At 39.1% G+C, this 13,455-nt stretch carries 14 protein-coding genes; 3 read left to right on the top strand and 11 right to left on the bottom strand.

From position 1 onward, the window contains the following. The 11 genes from B9Y67_RS05445 to B9Y67_RS05495 all read right to left on the bottom strand — a co-directional run bounded on the left by B9Y67_RS05445 (position 1) and on the right by B9Y67_RS05495 (position 10,356). On the bottom strand, positions 1-318 hold the full coding sequence (locus tag B9Y67_RS05445) for a DUF6092 family protein (protein WP_085505770.1): 318 nt from the start codon (positions 316-318) through the stop codon (positions 1-3). Further along, positions 299-820, bottom strand: coding sequence for a nitroreductase family protein (locus B9Y67_RS05450; protein WP_085505771.1), 522 nt, complete (start codon positions 818-820; stop codon positions 299-301). The genes B9Y67_RS05445 and B9Y67_RS05450 overlap by 20 nt, the downstream gene beginning before the upstream one ends. 18 nt (positions 821-838) lie before the next feature. Beyond that, complete coding sequence (locus B9Y67_RS05455; protein ID WP_085505772.1) at positions 839-1,699, bottom strand: NADPH-dependent oxidoreductase; 861 nt, start codon at positions 1,697-1,699, stop codon at positions 839-841. A 20-nt stretch (positions 1,700-1,719) separates the two neighbouring features. Further along, positions 1,720-2,676 (bottom strand): aminopeptidase, encoded by a 957-nt coding sequence (locus B9Y67_RS05460; protein ID WP_254901717.1) that lies wholly within the window; start codon positions 2,674-2,676, stop codon positions 1,720-1,722. Then, complete coding sequence (locus tag B9Y67_RS05465) at positions 2,663-3,556, bottom strand: DMT family transporter (protein ID WP_369668742.1); 894 nt, start codon at positions 3,554-3,556, stop codon at positions 2,663-2,665. The genes B9Y67_RS05460 and B9Y67_RS05465 overlap by 14 nt, the downstream gene beginning before the upstream one ends. 42 nt (positions 3,557-3,598) lie before the next feature. Continuing rightward, positions 3,599-4,255 (bottom strand): AroM family protein, encoded by a 657-nt coding sequence (locus tag B9Y67_RS05470; protein WP_085505774.1) that lies wholly within the window; start codon positions 4,253-4,255, stop codon positions 3,599-3,601. 2 nt (positions 4,256-4,257) lie between these two features. Beyond that, positions 4,258-5,196 (bottom strand): DUF1177 domain-containing protein, encoded by a 939-nt coding sequence (locus tag B9Y67_RS05475; RefSeq protein WP_085505775.1) that lies wholly within the window; start codon positions 5,194-5,196, stop codon positions 4,258-4,260. A 23-nt stretch (positions 5,197-5,219) separates the two neighbouring features. Further along, entirely contained in the window at positions 5,220-6,272 is a 1,053-nt protein-coding gene (locus tag B9Y67_RS05480) for a DUF917 domain-containing protein (RefSeq protein WP_085505776.1), read from the bottom strand. 61 nt (positions 6,273-6,333) lie between these two features. Beyond that, positions 6,334-7,908, bottom strand: a complete 1,575-nt coding sequence (locus B9Y67_RS05485; protein WP_254901718.1) for an OPT/YSL family transporter — start codon at positions 7,906-7,908, stop codon at positions 6,334-6,336. A 16-nt stretch (positions 7,909-7,924) separates the two neighbouring features. Further along, entirely contained in the window at positions 7,925-8,560 is a 636-nt protein-coding gene (locus B9Y67_RS05490; RefSeq protein WP_085505778.1) for an aspartate/glutamate racemase family protein, read from the bottom strand. A 188-nt stretch (positions 8,561-8,748) separates the two neighbouring features. Beyond that, positions 8,749-10,356: a PucR family transcriptional regulator gene (locus B9Y67_RS05495; protein WP_085505779.1), complete on the bottom strand. Its 1,608-nt coding sequence runs from the start codon at positions 10,354-10,356 to the stop codon at positions 8,749-8,751. Positions 10,357-10,675: 319 nt separating this feature from the next. Between B9Y67_RS05495 and istA the strand changes: the two genes are divergently transcribed. From istA to B9Y67_RS05510, 3 genes are all read left to right on the top strand, one after another. After that, positions 10,676-12,220 (top strand): IS21 family transposase, encoded by a 1,545-nt coding sequence (gene istA, locus B9Y67_RS05500; protein WP_139823775.1) that lies wholly within the window; start codon positions 10,676-10,678, stop codon positions 12,218-12,220. Next, positions 12,220-12,984: an IS21-like element IS643 family helper ATPase IstB gene (gene istB, locus B9Y67_RS05505; protein ID WP_085506700.1), complete on the top strand. Its 765-nt coding sequence runs from the start codon at positions 12,220-12,222 to the stop codon at positions 12,982-12,984. Before istA ends, istB begins: the two co-directional genes overlap by 1 nt. A gap of 115 nt (positions 12,985-13,099) precedes the next feature. Then, the gene (locus B9Y67_RS05510; RefSeq protein ID WP_254901719.1) at positions 13,100-13,402 is read left to right on the top strand and encodes a tyrosine-type recombinase/integrase; all 303 of its coding nucleotides are present in this window, start codon (positions 13,100-13,102) and stop codon (positions 13,400-13,402) included. The last annotated feature ends 53 nt before the right edge of the window (positions 13,403-13,455 follow it).

Consider the following 13,455-nt stretch of genomic DNA (forward strand, 5'->3'; position numbering starts at 1 on the left):
CTAATTTTGAGCTTTTGTTAGCTTAACTAATTGATTAATACTCGCATCCAAAGATTTAGCAAAAGCTTCTGGGTCTGAGGTAGCCTGCCATCTATTTTGACGAACTTCCTTCATGACCTCATCCAGTGACTCATGGGCTAATCCTTGCTCTTTTAATAATTGGAGAGCTTTTTCTAAGGTATCTATCATTCTCATAGGTCCATAGCTATGTGGCTCTCGGTACAATCCCCTTGTGCTTGTTAAAACGTAGCTTACAAAATCCAGGAGACCTTCCTTTGATTCTTCGGACGAGATATTATTATCCACTGTATTTTTCATGAGAAATGACCTCCGTAACCGGTTTTATAGTTTTGGGCCTTGGTTTTTGATCAGGGTAACCAAGACTAATTAAGAGTTCTGGTTCTACCTCTGCAGGCAGCTCTAAGATTTCTTTTACAGATTGTTGATGAAAAGATCTGGCCGGGCAGTTTCCAACACCATGGGATTGGGCCACTAATATAATGAAAGAGGCTACTATCCCTAAATTTATAAACCGTAAAACTTCCTTTGTATCTTGCCCCCCACGGACAAGAGCCTCCTGTTTGTTTGAGCACAGCACTACAATAGCAGTTGGATTACCCGAAACACCGGGGGCAAACCTTTTCACTCTGTGAATTTGTTTTTTATCCTGGACAATGACAAAGTGTGACTCTTGTGCATTACTGCCAGAGGGACTGTGCATGATTGCCTCGTTAATCTCCGATATAACTTTTTCTGGGATTGGCTGGTCTTCAAAAGATCTGGAACTGCGCCTCGTTTTGATTGCCTGAAATGTATCCATACCTATCACCCTCCTATTTTACTTAAATGAAAATCCATGTGATTCTAAAATAGCACGCAAGTTTTCTCTTAAACTAGCGGAAGCAGCAATCGTCTCTGGCCTAGTACAGCGGCGGGCTGTGTGTTCACACCACCCATACTCCAAACCATCCCGCTCCGGTTCCCCGGCTATAGAAACACGCCTGCCCTCATAAGTTCTCCGCGCGACCATTTGTCTGTCGTAACCCTTAAGGCCTTCTTCAAGATGTTCTGTGGAATATCCCTCTTGATGAACAGTTACTTTTTGCGGCAGGCGAGGCTTTATTCCCCGCCTCACCCCTTCCTTTTCATAGCCTATCGCAAGTCCCACAAGCGCATAGACACCTTTAGGCAGGTTAAGCTCCTCTATCACCTTTATTGGCTCATTTCTAATAGACCCAACTGGTACTGCACCTAAACCCAATGCTTCGGAGGCTACCAGGGCATTTTGCATTGTAAGTGTGGCATCCATGGATGCCAGTAAAAACATTTCCAATGAATCACCTTCAAATTGATAGCCTTGCCGGTTCGTAACATATTTTAGTCGGTGTATATCAGCACAAAATACAAGAAACACTGGAGCTTCCCTTATAAAATTTTGGTCTCCCGAATATGTTGCTAAACTATCTTTCTTTTCTTGGCTGGAAACAACGATAATACTATATGCTTGTAAGTTAGATGATGTAGGAGCAGACCTGGCGGATGTAATAATTGCTTCTAGATAGTCCCCCGGAATAGTCTTTGAGTTAAAAGCTCTGATAGATTCATGGGACGTTAAAACGTCAATAGTTTCACTTTTCAAATCATCAAGACTAGTAATGCCTTCAAGCTCCTGTCTTTTACGAAAAATATTATTACTCATACAATATTCCTCCAATAAGTTTAGACCTTGCCATTCTCCACAACTTTTTCATTCTCTATCCAAACAGTGGGTTTCCTCGTGACACAATCTAAATGAACACCTGCATTAATAGTTCCGCCAAAGGTAATATTCGAACCGAAGGCAAGATGGATTGTTCCGTATGCTTTTTCGTCTTCAAGGATATTTCCGCTTATCCGGGCCGTTTCATTCGTTCCAATACCAAACTCAGCAATACATCTTCCATCCTTGTCTCCCAGTAACTGTAATAGTTTTTCTCCATCTTCTCCACTCGCTGAAACGAGCCTTCCCTTCTCTAACCTCAGTAACACTGGATCGCTAACCTTTCCGATTCCGGCAATAGATCCATCAATTAATATTTCCCCCTCAGATCCTTCTAGCTGGGGAGCGATGTAACTCTCACCAGAAGGAAGGTTTCCCGATGCGCCTTTTTCATTAAATACTCCAGTGCTGCTAATCCCTTTTCTGCTGCTAATATTAACCGTTAAAACATACTCTCCCTTTGCACCAGTGTGTATTGTTATTTTTTCAGCCGCGTTTAACCTCTCCGTAAGGGCATAGGTCAGGCTTTTAACCATTTCATAATCAGCTTTCATGGCTCCCTCTGTAAACATGTCCATGGTAACCCCCGGCATTGTAATCACTTTTGTTCCTGTCTGGCTTGCCTCCTTCCTTGCCTTTGTATGTGTTAAGGAGTGCTGGCAAATACAAAAGCAAACATCAGCTTCCTTCATCATCGCCGCTACGGTTGCAGGGGGTTCTTCTCCGGATTTTGATCTAGTTTGCATAAGTTTGTAATCACAGGTAAATCCGAGATGATCTAAACTATCAAATACTAGTCTTCCGATCTCTTCTTTTTCTAAATCTGTTAAAATAACAACATGTTCATTCCCACTAGCGCATACATTTTGTTCCATCACATTTTTTACAATTGGTATGAACGTATTAAGATGACTCACTTTTGATTACCACCCTTCTTTTTTTACGATTGATAATACCTATACTTATTAAAATTAAGATTAATCCTATTACCATACTTCCTGTGACACTTTCATCTAAGAAAAGATACCCTAAAATTAAAGTGACAACAGGCATTAGGTATGTAATAAATAGTGCATAAACGGGTCCTCCATAAGCAACTAAATAATAAAATACAACAAAACCCAAACCTGAACTTAACATTCCTAAAATGAGATATACTGGAAAATTGTTGCGATCAAACAAATAGACGTAACTGTCTGGCTGAACAAAAATCATGATGATACCACAAACAAAGGTCGCAGTAATTAACGTTGTGAATGCCAGGATATAAGGTGACGTCTGTTTTTGATATTTACTTGACAGTACACTTGTAAATGAGTAGCTGAAAGTTGCGCTGAGGAGAATCATCACGCCAAGAAATTCAGAAGACTGGATACCTTTTCCTTGAACGATAAATATAAAAACTACCCCAAAAAAACCTAAAAATAAACTCAGCCAGTCTAATGGTGTTGCACGATGTTTCAGCACAAAAATACTTAATATCATACCGAAGACAGGAGTAAGTGCATTAATAATGCCAGTCAAAGTCGTTTCTAGAAACTGTACGCTAACTGTCATTAAAGTCCATGGCACAGTTGCGCCTAAGAGGCTTATCCATATTAAGGATGGTGAAATCTTAATTTTTGAAAAAGCTCGTTGTTTAATAAGAAAGGGGAGCAGAAAAAGAACCCCGAACAGACAACGAAAGAAAACAATTGAAATGGGATGAAATTCTACGAGTAAAATTTTTGTCCAAAAAAAGGTTGAGCCCCATAAAGCACTCAACATTAACAAGGCAAATAGATAAATGGGATTCACCTCTTCCTGTAAATGGGAAGGAAGAGCGGTATAACCGCTCTCCTAAGCCATTTCTGCTGCAATTCTAGCCACAATGCTTCTTGAAAGGATTACAGGAAGTCCTGTTATAGATTTCACTTTTTGCTTGTGCTCATTTGTATATCCCATGCAGTCTAAAACAAAAATAGTAGCACCTTTTTCTTTTAACTCTAATGCTGGCTTTTCAAAATCAGCTTTTTCATAAGGCGAGGCTGCCGCAGCAACAACAGGTATACTCCCCCATTTATCGAGCAACTGCATTCTTTGCTCTTCCAGTGGGACAATTAACCCTAATTTTCCGCTTCCCAGCACAGCTTGTACTACATTTTTCAGAACCTGATCAGGAAACAATATCGGCTTCTTATTTTTTAACGTTGGAAAGCTTCCGGTACAAACTACTATAGAACTTGAAACCTCTTCTTCCACTTTACTTAATTGATTTTGCAAATAAGGTATTAACTTGGACTTCGAAAGTTTGACACTTCGCCTATTCCTCAGCCTTGAAATATATGTCGTTTCATTAGAATCCGGCGATAATTGCCTAATTTCATTTTCATTCAAATCATCTAATGCGCCTACTTCAACAAATTCAACGGAAGGGCCAAGAAGGGCTTTCATTTCCGGTGTCATGTCGGAACGGGGGGATTGACCAATTGTTAACAACCCGATCTTTTCATCCATAGTTACTCTTTCCCGTCCAGTGTTTGTAATTTTTTCATGGAACCGTACAGATTAACTAAATGGTTAAATTCCTCCTCATCATGGAAGGATATAGAACCAGCAGTAAACTCCTTTGCCACTTCTATCGCAAAACGTACTGACTGGGCAATATCTACTTCGTGGCTCGCCCCTGTTCCACAGCCAGGAACAGCGGAAGCTGCTGTGATTGCCAAGCCCACCACTGGAACATCTGTTGCAACTGACGGCTGTAATATTGAATTAATATGGAAAACATCATTACCATAAGGAGTAATGTCTTGTGTAGTTACAGTAAATGTCGCAGGTAATTCACCGGAAGTCATTTCTAAAATCCTTATTAAATCATTGCTGAACTTTAATATATATCCTTCTTTCACGGTAGGTGATAGTGCGACTCCTTTATGGTTGATAATACGATTTCCTTTTGTGGTATCGATGGAGACAATCGCTTCCATCTCGGGCAGTACTTCATATTTGTTCATTGTTAATATATCAACAGGAGACCCCATAAAGTCTACTGGTTCGTGTGGTTGTGTCGGCGCATGAGGGCAGATATGTGTGGTGATATATACATCCCCTTCCAAGCGGTCACCCTTTTGAGACATATCTGCTAGTTTGGTAGCCGCGGCAATGGCTGCCACTGCTCCGTCAGCGTCTGAGACAATTCCGATCCTCGATGGACGGGCTCCGATACCACCTAACCGCCCAACCAAACCAAATGTTTTAGCAGACCCACCTAAATATTTACCGTTTTCCCCTTTAATTAAAATTTTAATAAAGTCAGTAGAACCTTGTTCACCTTCTACTGTTTCACTTGACGCTTCGACATGCTCATAGTCGTTAAAAATATTTATTACTTTCTTTCCCGTTATGGATGAATCATCTAATAGCTCGATTGATTGCATTGCATAATGTAATGACATATAATTTCATCCTTTCTCTCTTATTAGGCTAAAACTTGTTTCTCTATAATCGGCTCTATTGCTTTAAGCAGTTTTTTATTTGACATGGTTGAACTTAGCAAAAGATTTTCCCTCGGGACAGAAATAACAGCTACATTACGGTTACTTTCCATTTCCGCACTAACAATAGGGAGTCCTGTTTCGGTGTCAAAGGTCATAAGCAAATCTGGAAATACTCCTTTTACAGTTCCGTTTTCTTCTGCCGTCATATATTCGTTCCAAAAGGTCAGCTCTAAATCCTCCACATAAAGTTTCCCAACATCAAAACCGCCTTTTGTTTCAATAATGTAATCACGAGTCTGGCCTATTTTAATGACTCTGCCTTGCAGCTTCGTTGCAACAGCTTCAATTTTGTTTAGAGGATCATTTTCCTGTAAATAAATTTTCCCTAATTTAATCGCCTGGCTAATACCACCAACTGCAGCATTTTCTTTAATATAATTATTTTGCACAGGGTTTCTTGCTACCCCAACCATTCCACCAGCTTTTACCGACATTTGTCGAATAAGGTTAGAGGTGTGTTGAATAGACCCTGTTACATACCCTGCTATCTCATAACTTCCTCTTCCCCCGGCAGCAGCTTGGTAAGAAATGTACCCCTCTAATTCAGAAAGATTCATAGAGCCCATTGATGCTGTTGGGTGTGCTCTTCCGTTACACGGAGCATCAATAACCGGCAGACCGGTTATTGCTGACTGAATCCAGCCATTAACAGTGGTCGCTGCTCCATTCTCATTTGTCATCAGGGCTTTTAAAGGACTATGGAAGTTCTTTTGCAATATATCTACTGTTGAATACAGCTGCTTGGCATTAACATATTGGTTTTTAGCTGCAGGGGCCCCGACAAGCGAGACACATGATACATAATCATCATCCGGTAACTGTTCTACCGTAATAAGGTTTACCTCCCCAAGCTCCAGGGCAAGCTTTCCCTTTTGTAAACCGTCATGTATCAATCCACCTCCCCCGCCGCCTAAAATGGCGCCCCCATAGACTGCTTGTTCCATTAGTTCATAAGTCATTGCTCTACTAGACATTAAACGCACTCCTTTAATTAGGATAATTTATTATTAGCAAAATAGTATATTAGCCAATTTGTTACCTTGCTTTCCACACTGCATTGAAGAAGCTATATAAGGCATCTCCTGCAATAAAACCCGCTGCTGTTGTGTACATTGTTGCTTCAGCTTGAGGTCCTTTTAGCTTGAGAATAAGTAATCTAATTACAATCCCGCTTATAACTGCCCAGCCAGCCAGTGGAAAAGTTATTAATAAACCTGTAGCAAACAAAATCCCCATTTGCCGCTTAGGTCCTCCGATGAGCTGGATCAGTGCTCCAGGGATAGCCCACATTAGTAAATACCTCCCTGTATTACCTGTAATTCCTGCTTCAATAGTTGCTGCGTACACACGGTCAACTGGCGGAACCAAGTCCTGTGAGAAGAAAACATTATGGAAAAGACCTACCATTACAATAGCAACAGTGAAGCCGATCATAGCAGATTTTAATTGCATTTTCCGTCCATAAAGCTCCACTTTCATATCTTTAGTATCCCGAATCAGGGTTCCACTCTTTAAGTCGTATCCCATGTCCGCAAAGGCTGGTCCTGTAGCTGCTGTATAACCAACTAAGAAAGCTAATGCAATAGGCGGGAATCCAAGAAGCATACCAATAATTAAAGAGATTAATGTAACAGCAAAAGCCGGAAACCACCCGGAGTGCATTGCAGCAACCCCTACAATAATCTGCGTGGCAAGTGCCGCAAATGCCGCGAATACCAAGAATAATATCAACTGTCCAAGTGATAATTCAGTAATAAGTCCACCTATAAGTGCGACAATTAACGCTCCGACAACAAAGGCAACATAACCAAATCCAAAAGCCCTTGATACATCTCTTGCTGTTCTTGTATTACCTACATCTTCTGATGTTGCCACAGCCTGATCATTCAGCCTGGCTTTTCGGTCTTTAGTAATTGTTATTATAAATTGTGCAAGGGCTACCACACCTGCTCCAATCATCATTCCATGGGGGATATAGTATTGATCTAAATCGACATTAAAAACTGGAAGGGAATATCCCTTAATAAGCAAACCTATACCAAACATAGACAGAGCCCAAATGTTCCCAATAAAAGCTACACCAAAAGCTGACATAGGGATACCAGCCCATGCACCAGCTACCCCTCCAGCAATGCCAATCCCAAGATACTTTGCTTTTTTTCCACCTTGGTCCCCAGCTTTTAATGCTTCCGCTGTGGCAACTCCGGGAGGCCATGTTTCGTTTGCTCCGAAAAGTTTCGAATCAAACACTCTGTAAAGGATGATAGCGTCTATTATCAAGGCGATACCTGCACCTATTAGCATCGGAATAATAAGATCTGGACGCCCTAATACGAAAGGCAAACCAATAGGAATCAATAAACTATTAGCTGCCCCAAATGTTGCTGAAGAAATAGTTGTTTGTATAAGATTTTGATTTTCTAGGGACTTATATCGGTAAAAGATCTGCATCGGTATGCGTGCTATGAGAATAGCAACTAATGCCCCAATAATTGAGGTATTAGGTGTTATACCTAAAGTGACAATAATTTGCATTCCTATAATCGCCCCGAGAATAGCCACTAAAATGGAAAAAATCACAAATGGAAAATCAAATTTTAGATGATTCAAGGTAATTTCTCCTTTTTTATTTTTTGGTTAAAGAATATGCAATCCCTTGTGCCTGGACAAGGTCAATAATAGGAACATGCAGGTACTGTACCAGCTCTTTTTTTAATCCAATTGTAGAAAAACCTGTACATGCAAACAGGATGCTGGTTGCACCTTTGTTAACAAGAGCCTGACATGCCTCAATTGCACGCTTTTTTGCATCATTTTCTAATAAATCTACAGTCGTTGATACTCCATCCGGCCAAGTATAATCTAAGAGATTATTACCAAGTATGGCCGCAATGTTCGGTGGTATTTCCGGTGTAATCCCCAGTACTCCAATCTTACGGCTTATCATAAGTGCAGTATGTGCTCCGACTTCACCAGCCCCATACACAGGTACATCAACAAGCTTTCTGCTGGACTTTACCGCCGGATCTGCTGCACAGCTGACAGTAACTGCCGTAACACCGTCTTCCTTCACCATACTTTTTACTAAAGCTTCAATTTTCGGCTCTGCCAGCTTCAGAGTTTCATCATCGTGTATTCCATTCCGTTGGTCTGGGATACACCGTGAAATCGTATCAATATTAAAATGGTGTTTCATCAATCGTGAATGTTCCTGCAGAATGTCCGCATCTTCTGTGGTGAAAACTCGTATAATTCCTAACATCTTGTCTCGCCTCCCTTTGATTATTGTCTATTGTAAATTTTCAGATAAAAAAATGTAATGCTCAATTTGTGCAACTTGTTTTCTAAATATTTGTTCAATTTGTACATTCAAAAGAAAGAAATTCCTCTGCTGTAGGATTGCGCAAAAAAAATTAATATAGATAAATTAAAAATAGCCCTTTATAAGGGCTATTTTAGGTTGAATTTTCTCATCTTTATCAAAAAGAAAAGTAAAAAACGAGTTTCACTATCATCTAAACTCACATTTAGAATTGACTCTATTTTTGTTAATCGGTATTTTAAGGTACGCCGGTGGACAAATAATTTTTCCGATGTCTTTGAATGGTTTCCGTTCTCTTGCAAAAAAACATCCAGTGTGTGTATAAGTTCTTCATTACCGTTTTCATTAGATTTTAAAGATTCTAGTGTCACTTGAATAAAATGAAGGACATTACTATCATTTTTCAACTTTAAAAGTATCTTATTAATTCCCATCTTTTCATACAAAATGATTTTGTCATTTATGTTCATTTCATGTCTTGTTTGAAGCGAAGCCTTTGCTTCATCCATTGCCTTATAGAGATCTTCGAGTGAGTTATGAGCAAGGCTTAGGCCACAATAAATATCATTTACAAATTCCCTCTCTAATTGCTTAAATGTTTTTTCCAGTTTAGTAATAAGGAGTGAACGATCTTGTTGATTTTTACACATATACATACCATAAAAATACGAGTCCTCTTTAAATAAATATGTTCCAGGCAATTGATCATCAAAAACTTCATAAATCTTTTTGTAAAGACCATAAGTAATGACTTGGTCCTTGTTTGAAGATATTTTTAATACTTTTTTAATAACGGAAAAATCAAACGCAAATATACCATACATCTGATTTTTACCGGGATTTATATAATTTTCTACATATCCAGGGTTTATCTCACTTTTTTTTTCTATTAAATACTTTAAGAACTTAGCTTCCTGCAGATATCGATTTTCTATTTCATATCTCTCTTTTAATAGTAAGAATTTTATTTGTTCTTTTATACCTACCTTGCAACTTTCAAGTACACCCAGCAAGTCTTGTGATTTTCGTAAGATTATATGTAAGTACCCTTCACATACTTCATTTTCCTGAACTGTAATAACCATTCGGTCATCTTTAGACAATGGGGCATTATTTAAACCGTGAACTTGATAAGTGTTTTCCCTTCCGGCTGGTTTACTTAAAGTAGAAAAATTTTTTCTTCTTCTATCCTTCTCTTTCTTTGCATATACTAATAAACGATTATCTGCTGTCTCGTAATACACATTTTCTCCAGAAATCGATGACAGTTCTTTCATAAAATCCTTTAAGCTTTTTACTTCTGTATTTATCAATTTATTCATAAGCTGTAATTGCTCATGACGATGAGCCCTTTTCTCTTCGTATATTTTATCAAACAATGCGTTTAGCACATTAACATAAGATACATCAACAGGAATGGCAATAATAGGCATATCATGCTTGTTAGCCAAATCGTACATTTCATGCGGAAGATCATTTACATACCTGCCTAATTTAATAAACAGGGCACCACCATTTACCTTAATTAAGTTTTTAAACATTTTTATTTGTGCCTCTGGAGAATCTTTTATAGAGTAGAAAGTGGAGATTATTACTATCCCCTCGGTTAACCACCCACCTATATCTGGAACTTCCATAACTTCAGCTGCTTTAATTTTACGTTTTACACCGTTTCTTCCAGCTAACACTGAAGCATTCTGTAATGACTTTAATTTTAACGCAGCTGATACATCCATTTTCCTACTCCTTTCGAATTTTCGGAATGTTAGTGTAATTGCATTATACCATTTTAAAATCTCGCTCTCTTCAGCTTTATATAAAAATTGTATGGTAAGTCAATTTAATTTAGGAAACTCTATCTATAATTTGATTCTCTAATTAAGGATTTATTCTATCTGACTACCAGTAGTCCGAACTAACATTTGTAAACGCTAGAATAAAGTTGACAGTTTTCGCTTGATAGGATTTTACACTTTTGCTCTATCAGCCTATTACTTTAGTAAAATAGTTGGTGACGTTATTTTACTGGAGGTTAGGATTTTGGAGGAGAAATTAGTGTTGTATTTAAATATCAAAGACCTACATAAACGGAAGTTTAAAATAGCACAAATTGCTAAGGAGCTTAAGATTTCAAGACCAACTGTCTATAAATATTTAGAGATGACTTTTGAAGAAGCCAAAGCTTATACGGAACAACCGATTGGGAAGAAAAAGAAATTAGACAGTTACAAAGATTGGATACTCGCCTGGTTAGAAGAGTATCCCCACTTGAGTGCTGCGCAGATACACGATTGGCTTTTAGAGAGATACCCCGACCTAGCGGTCGGTGGAAGTACAGTGAGGTCATATGTTAGAGAAGTCAGGGAAGTCTATCAGATTGAGAAGAAGCAATTGGTTCGCCAATATGAGGCAGTTCCTGAACAACCAATGGGGAAACAACTTCAGGTAGACTGGGGTGAAACAAAACAGAAGACAACTGACCGCAAAGAGATTAAGTTGTATTTCATTGCGTTTGTACTCGCCCACTCCAGACAGAAGTATATGGAATGGCAGTCAAGACCATTTACCACGAGAGATGCGATTCGCTGCCATGAAAATGCCTTTCAATTCTACGGAGGATGTACAGAAGAAATCGTATACGATCAGGATCATTTAATTACGGTTAGTGAAAATGCAGGACAGTTGCTTTTAACAGCTGAGTTTCAAAGTTATGTGAATGAACGTAAGTTTACGGTTCATTTGTGTAGAAGAGCTGATCCGGAATCTAAAGGAATGATTGAGAATGTAGTGAAGTACATTAAAGGCAATTTCGCAGACAGTCGAGTGTTCAGTGATATAGAGGATTGGAATCAGCGGGCTGTACAATGGCTAAAGCGTACCGGAAATTATCAAGTTCATCAGACAACGAAAAAAAGACCAGCTGAAGTGTTTCTCGTCGAAAAGCAACACTTAAAGCCGGTCTCTTCCCTACTTTCATTTGAAAGTACCAATAATCAAAGTATATCAAGAAGTGTAAGCAAGGACAATACAATCCGGTATAAGTCCAATCGATATTCCGTCCCTCTAGGGACTTATCAAACAAACGCTGATAATCATGTTTTGATTGAAGTTATAGGCAAAAAACCGTCTACGCTCATAATTCGAAAGGAAGCAGAAAGTGAGATTATCGCCGAACACTGTATCAGCTTAGAAAAAGGGAAGCTGATTCAAAACCGCAACCATACCCGTGATCGCTCCAAAGGGATTGAAGAATTCAAACAACGGTTGATCTCCTTTTTTGAAAATCAAACACAGGCAGCTACTTACTTTGACGAGATTAGCAAAAGATACCCAAGGTATCGTCGAGACCAGTTTGCGATCATTCATCAGGTCATCCAACAGTACCCAACGGTAATCGAAAATGTATTGGCCAAATGTATGAGAGAAAAGCTGTTTAGTGCGAATGACTTTCGTGATATTGCCCAGCACATTCATAGATTACCTCATGACCAGGTAAAAGAGATAAAACCCTCTAATGCCTATCCAGCAAAACATTGTTATATTAAAACTTCTACACGATCTTTAAATGCTTATACCAGCATTTTAGGAGGTCGATCATGATGAACAAGACAGTAAATGAATTACAAGATCAGTTTCGTCAGTTACGTCTATCAGAAACGGCGGAGGAGCTTCCGCAGCTTCTTCGCGAAGCTGAAAAATCCTCATGGACCTATTTAGAATTTCTAGAATCTATAACGCGATATGAACTAGCAAAGCGTGAAGCAAAAAGCCTTGAAAAAAGAATGAAATGGGCACGTTTCCCTTTCGTGAAGTCATTAGATGAGTTTGAACTGAACGGTCAAAACGTTCTGACTGCCCGCCAGCTAACTCAACTTAGAGAGTTAAGCTGGCTGGAACAGCAGTATAACTTAATTATCCTCGGTCCACCCGGAATAGGAAAAACGTATATCGCAATTGGGCTGGGACTCGAAGCTGTTTCCAGGGGATTCAATGTTTACTTCGCTACAATGGGTGAGCTTGTACAGCTCTTAAAGACGGAAGAGTATCTGAACAAATCAAAGGTACAACTGAAACGAATGAGAAACGCTGACCTTGTGATAATTGATGACCTGATGTATATGGCGATGGATCAACGAGAGGCGAACCTGTTTTTTCATTTGATCAATCATCTATACGAACGAAGTTCGATCATTCTGACCTCAAATAAAAGTCCAGAGGAATGGGGGCATTTGATTGGCGATCAGGGAATTACGACAGCGATTTTAGACCGTTTACTCCATCGTGTGGAAGTTATACATGGCGGAGAAAATGAGGAAAGTCATCGTATGAAAAATAGAAAAAGCATATTTTCAGCAGAAGTGTAAAGGGGAAACGAGCAAAAAGTGTAAAATTCGACTTGACGTCTACAACATTTTTGTTATGAAGACACCGTCGACAATAATCAAATGGACGCTGTAGTCATTCAGGTGCTCGAAAAACATGAAGAACGAATATACTCAACTGGATTTTGTTTTTGCTAAGGAAGTTCAGAATCTTAGATACCCTGAATTCTTAAAGACCGTAAACACTCATATGAGACGTTTGTTAAAAATTAGTGGTATCGATAAGGAACTTCCCCCTCACTCCTTACGGCATACCCACACTTCCCTATTAATTAAAGCAGGAGTAGGTGTTAAGGAGATTCAGCAACGATTAGGTCATGGAGATATAAACACAATATATACGCGCACATTACTGAAAACATGGAAGAAAAAGCCTCCCAAAAGTTCAGTGAACTTATGAGAGGCTCATTAGATTTATAGTGTTTTCCCCTGTATTTGGCAAGTAAAAAATGT

The organism is Thalassobacillus devorans (assembly GCF_900176565.1).
Taxonomy (GTDB): domain Bacteria; phylum Bacillota; class Bacilli; order Bacillales; family Halobacillaceae; genus Thalassobacillus; species Thalassobacillus devorans_A.

Coding starts and splice junctions, on each gene's coding strand:
- B9Y67_RS05475 (WP_085505775.1), bottom strand. CDS start 5,196: ATGTCATTACATTATGCAATGCAATCAATCGAGCTATTAGATGATTCA.
- B9Y67_RS05490 (WP_085505778.1), bottom strand. CDS start 8,560: ATGTTAGGAATTATACGAGTTTTCACCACAGAAGATGCGGACATTCTG.
- istB (WP_085506700.1), top strand. CDS start 12,220: ATGAACAAGACAGTAAATGAATTACAAGATCAGTTTCGTCAGTTACGT.
- B9Y67_RS05445 (WP_085505770.1), bottom strand. CDS start 318: ATGAAAAATACAGTGGATAATAATATCTCGTCCGAAGAATCAAAGGAA.
- B9Y67_RS05495 (WP_085505779.1), bottom strand. CDS start 10,356: ATGGATGTATCAGCTGCGTTAAAATTAAAGTCATTACAGAATGCTTCA.
- B9Y67_RS05480 (WP_085505776.1), bottom strand. CDS start 6,272: ATGTCTAGTAGAGCAATGACTTATGAACTAATGGAACAAGCAGTCTAT.
- B9Y67_RS05450 (WP_085505771.1), bottom strand. CDS start 820: ATGGATACATTTCAGGCAATCAAAACGAGGCGCAGTTCCAGATCTTTT.
- B9Y67_RS05470 (WP_085505774.1), bottom strand. CDS start 4,255: ATGGATGAAAAGATCGGGTTGTTAACAATTGGTCAATCCCCCCGTTCC.
- B9Y67_RS05510 (WP_254901719.1), top strand. CDS start 13,100: ATGAAGAACGAATATACTCAACTGGATTTTGTTTTTGCTAAGGAAGTT.
- B9Y67_RS05455 (WP_085505772.1), bottom strand. CDS start 1,699: ATGAGTAATAATATTTTTCGTAAAAGACAGGAGCTTGAAGGCATTACT.